At 62.6% G+C, this 4113-nt stretch carries 6 protein-coding genes; 2 read left to right on the top strand and 4 right to left on the bottom strand.

Translation table 11 applies throughout. The features are described from left to right. The 4 genes from mftD to mftA form a co-directional block, all read right to left on the bottom strand. On the bottom strand, positions 1–830 hold an 830-nt coding region (gene mftD, locus A2J03_RS10920), incomplete at its 3' end, for a pre-mycofactocin synthase MftD (protein ID WP_068373340.1). Positions 831–841: 11 nt separating this feature from the next. Beyond that, on the bottom strand, positions 842–2074 hold the full coding sequence (gene mftC, locus A2J03_RS10915) for a mycofactocin radical SAM maturase (RefSeq protein WP_068373337.1): 1233 nt from the start codon (positions 2072–2074) through the stop codon (positions 842–844). 52 nt (positions 2075–2126) lie between these two features. Next, complete coding sequence (gene mftB / locus A2J03_RS10910) at positions 2127–2414, bottom strand: mycofactocin biosynthesis chaperone MftB (RefSeq protein ID WP_068373334.1); 288 nt, start codon at positions 2412–2414, stop codon at positions 2127–2129. A gap of 1 nt (position 2415) precedes the next feature. After that, positions 2416–2529 carry a mycofactocin precursor MftA gene (gene mftA, locus A2J03_RS10905; protein ID WP_068373330.1) on the bottom strand — a complete coding sequence of 38 codons (114 nt, stop codon included), beginning with the start codon at positions 2527–2529 and terminating at the stop codon, positions 2416–2418. 114 nt (positions 2530–2643) lie between these two features. Here mftA and mftR point away from each other — a divergent pair, with 114 nt between their 5' ends. Continuing rightward, complete coding sequence (gene mftR, locus A2J03_RS10900; RefSeq protein WP_068373329.1) at positions 2644–3264, top strand: mycofactocin system transcriptional regulator; 621 nt, start codon at positions 2644–2646, stop codon at positions 3262–3264. After that, positions 3261–4112, top strand: coding sequence for a mycofactocin oligosaccharide methyltransferase MftM (mftM, locus tag A2J03_RS10895; RefSeq protein ID WP_068373326.1), 852 nt, complete (start codon positions 3261–3263; stop codon positions 4110–4112). The genes mftR and mftM overlap by 4 nt, the downstream gene beginning before the upstream one ends. The last annotated feature ends 1 nt before the right edge of the window (position 4113 follow it).

The raw sequence follows: 4113 nt of genomic DNA, 5'->3' as shown, positions 1-4113 counted from the left end.
ACCGAGATCGCAGAAACGCCAGCATCGACCGCCCGCTTGGCATCGTCGACCCGCATGACACCCTTGAGCATGAACGGCCCACCCCACTGCTCGCGCAGCCACGCCACGTCGTCCCAGGTGGGAAGCGGGGTGCCCATCCACTCGCCGTAGGCACCGAAGAACGTCGGTGCGGGGCCGCCGCCCGGCGCGGTCAGGTTCGGGGTCGTCAGGTCGGGAATCTTGCCGGTCTTGGCGAACTCCCACAACCACTTCGGCCGTGTGATGCCCTCAGGAGCGAACTGGAACATCGCTTTGAGGTCCATCTTCTCGGGAATCGACGGACTTCCCCAGTCGCGGCCGTTGGAGAACGACCAGTCCAGCGTCATGATCAGACCCACGGCACCCGCTGCCCGTGCACGCTCCATGCGCTGAAGCAGCACCTCGCGTGTTCCGACCCAGTACATCTGGAAGAACGTCTGCGGATTTGCTGCAGCGACCTCCTCGACCGACTTGCTGGCGAACGACGACAATCCGATGGGGATGCCGCGGGCCGCCGCTGCTCTGGCGACGGCGACCTCCCCGTCCGGATGGACGGCCTGCACACCCGTCGGCGAGATCATGACCGGGAACGACAATGGCTGCCCCATCACGGTCGTCGACAAATCACGTTTGTCGGACAATCCGGCAACATGTGGGGCGAACCCCAGTTCACCGAACGCCGCCGTGTTGTCGTCGACGGTGATTCCTCGCTCGGACCCCGCTACCAGCGCGGCGTACACGGACTTCGGTAGACGTTTCTTGGCGCGGCGCTGCGCTTCGGCAACGGTCTCGAACCAGGCACTCTTGGCCATAGCTGTTCTTCCTATTCCATTCCTGCGAGCGGATTCTCGTCGCAGATCTTGGCCGGTGGCCGCATCATCAAGGTGAGCGGCACCGACGCTCTCGGTGTCTTGCGCTGCCCGGTGCGGGAATGGTCGACGCTCGACTTGGGGATCTCCCCCGCGCCGGCCAATGCCAGTTCACCGTTGCCGATGACGCACTCGGGGTCCGGACCATCCATGGGGAGACCGGTGAAGAATTTGGCGGCCATGCAGCCGCCACGGCACGCGTCGAAGTGCGCACACTTGGTGCACGCGCCCGAGGTTTGCGGAGACCGCAGTTCCTGGAACAATTCCGATGTCTGCCAAACGGATTGGAACCCGCCCATACCGGCTTTCGCGTCGCGGACGATGTTGCCGGCAAGGAACTGTTCGTGGATCGCGAACGGGCACGCGTAGACGTCGCCGATCGGGTCGATCAAGCAGACGACACGTCCCGCGCCACAGAGGTTGAGGCCGGGAAGCGCATCGCCGAACGCGGACAGATGAAAGAAGGAATCGCCGGTCAGAACGCCTTCACCGTTGGCGACCAGCCAGTTGTAGAGCTCACGCTGCTGTCCGGCCGTGGGATGCAGATCGTCCCAGACGTCGGCACCGCGACCCGAGGGACGCAGCCGCGTGATGCGCAGTGTGGCATCGTATTTGTCTGCGAGTGCCTTGAAGTCGTCGAGCTGGCTCACGTTGTGTCGGGTGACGACGACCGACATCTTGGCGTCCTTGAAGCCGGCCTCCTTCAGGTTCTCCAGCGCGCGGCATGCCATGTCGAACGAGCCTGGGCCGCGCACCGCATCGTTGACCTCGGCGGTAGCGCCGTCGATGGAAATCTGCACGTCGACGTAGTCCGATGCTGCCAGACGCGCAGCAACCTTCTTGTCGATCTTGACGCCGTTGGTGGAAAACTTGACGCCGACCTGATGTGCCGTCGCGTAGTCGACCAGCTCCCAGAAGTCCGACCGCACCGTCGGCTCACCGCCGCCGATGTTGACGTAGAAGACCTGCATCTTCTGCAGTTCGTCGATGATGGACTTGCACTGCTCGGTGCTGAGCTCTCGGGGGTCACGGCGACCGGAGGAGGACAGACAGTGCACGCACGAGAGGTTGCAGGCGTAGGTCAGCTCCCAGGTCAGACAGATCGGAGCATCCAGTCCGAGTTCGAACTGATCGACCAACTTACCGACCGCGGGCGGTGGTGCTGGTCTTTCGAGCATGGAGGTCATGGGGCTGTCCTCTTCGTCGGGGCGGAACGGGAAAATCGGTTCGGTCGGGCAATCACAGAGTGGTGATCATGCGCGAATCAGCCAGAGTGGCAAGAGCTTTCACGTACGGCGCCATGCCGGCCTCGTCGATGCCTGCCGCAGCGATCGCGGAACGCATGTCGGGATGATCGGGAAAAGACTCGATGATCGCTACGATGGTGCGATTCTTGAGAAAAGAGAGCTTGCGCGTCCCGAAGTGGTAGAGCAGCGCCCCGAAAGACTCGGGGCGCAGCGCCACCTGCGGGTGAAGGGCCCAGCGTGCATCGAGATCCAACGCGTCGACAACCTTCACGGCGGACATGTCAGTACACGCCGCACATACCGTCGATGGAAACCTCTTCCACGAGAGACTCTTCGACCAGATCGGACTGGGCAACTGCAGCGTCGACGACGTCTGTCTTGGGGTTCTGAGACATCTTGTTCCTCCATCGGCGAGAATCATTCGGTCGGTCACAGTCGGGGGTGACAGTGACTTGATTCACCACAATAATGGCATCGAGTGCACAATGACAGCAAACGGAGAGAAAAAAGTGGTCAGCCGCAAGAAACCATCCGGCCGGGTAGGTCGCCGCCCGTCCACGACGAGGGGGCAGATCAGTGATCTCGGCATCGAACTCTTCGCCACGAATGGCTTCGACTCCACGAGCGTCGACGACATCGCCGAGGCCGCTGGCATAGCTCGGCGTACGTTCTTTCGATACTTCCCCTCCAAGAACGCCGTCCCCTGGGGCGACTTCGACGAGCAACTGGCCGCTCTTCGTTCCCTACTCGCCGACCTGCCCGACGAATCCTCGCTCGCCGACGGAATTCGATCGGCCTTGTTGGAGTTCAACACTTTCCCCGAGGACGAGAAGGCAGTGCACCGTCAACGCATGGCCCTGATCCTGCGAAATCCTGCTCTACAGGGCTATTCGATGCTCATGTACGAGGGTTGGCGCGACGTCATCGCCGAATACGTGGCAGCGCGAACGCATTCCACACCCACAGATCATTTTCCGCGAACTGTTGGCTGGATGGTCCTCGGTGTGGCAATGTCTGCGTACGAGCAGTGGCTCACCGACGAGACGCTCGATCTCGCACAGTTGCTGTCCGACGGCACTCGCACTCTCTACGCCGGTCTCGATCTCCCCGCAGCGAAAGAACCGACATGACCGAACTCGACGCCTTGGCTCCAAGTTGCGCTGCTCCTGCTCGTGACGGTCGCTGGGGATACGACGACGTCACGGTCGAGTTCTGCGACCAGCTCGCTCCCGGCGCACTCGAACTGGACCGCACTGGATCCCTCACTGTCCGACACTGCCTGAATTCCGCGCACATCGGTGAGAGTCTCGTACCGAGAGTCACCGACTTGAAGCTCTCTCAACGAGAATTCGAAGTCGTCATGGTCGGACTCGTGCGATCGACGGTCGCAGACCCTGTCGAGGCCTGGACCACCTACTATCGCAATTCACTCGACGATCTTCTCGGCGGCACTGCGGATTTCGCTCCCGTCCACAGCCGCGCCGAATCCCTGGTGCTGGGAAGCGTCCTCGACCTCGGGTCGTGCTTCGGGTTCTTTCCGCTCCGACTCGCGCTCCGCGGGATCGACGTCACTGCCACCGACTTGTCCGAGGGAACGATGCGATTGCTCGGCACGGTCGCTCCACACCTGGGCGCCACTCTCGACGTCATCACCTCGGATGCTGCGGGCGTGCCGGTCGCAGACAACTCGGCCGACACCGTGACGGCGTTGCATCTCCTCGAACACGTCGACGACGCAGTAGGCGCTCGGATCGTCGACGAGGCGATCCGAATCGCCCGCGCGCGCGTCGTCATCGCTGTCCCGTACGAATCGGAAGCGACTGCGTGCCACGGTCATGTCAGGACGTTCGACAACGATTCACTCGCTGAGCTCGGCCGACGCACCGGCTTGGCCTTCGAGATCGACGAGTATCACGGCGGTTGGCTCGTCCTCGACACCTCCCGCCCCGATGCCTCCCGCACTGTGGCGGTCAGATGAG

The organism is Rhodococcus sp. EPR-157 (genome assembly GCF_001647195.1).
Classification (GTDB): domain Bacteria; phylum Actinomycetota; class Actinomycetes; order Mycobacteriales; family Mycobacteriaceae; genus Rhodococcoides.
Note: the sequence above shows the minus strand (reverse complement) of the source record. Positions and strands in the feature narration are given on the sequence as shown.

Bases quoted from the DNA above. Each gene is read 5' to 3' on its own strand.
- mftC (WP_068373337.1), bottom strand. From the start codon at position 2,074: ATGACCTCCATGCTCGAAAGACCAGCACCACCGCCCGCGGTCGGTAAG.
- mftB (WP_068373334.1), bottom strand. From the start codon at position 2,414: ATGTCCGCCGTGAAGGTTGTCGACGCGTTGGATCTCGATGCACGCTGG.
- mftA (WP_068373330.1), bottom strand. From the start codon at position 2,529: ATGTCTCAGAACCCCAAGACAGACGTCGTCGACGCTGCAGTTGCCCAG.
- mftM (WP_068373326.1), top strand. From the start codon at position 3,261: ATGACCGAACTCGACGCCTTGGCTCCAAGTTGCGCTGCTCCTGCTCGT.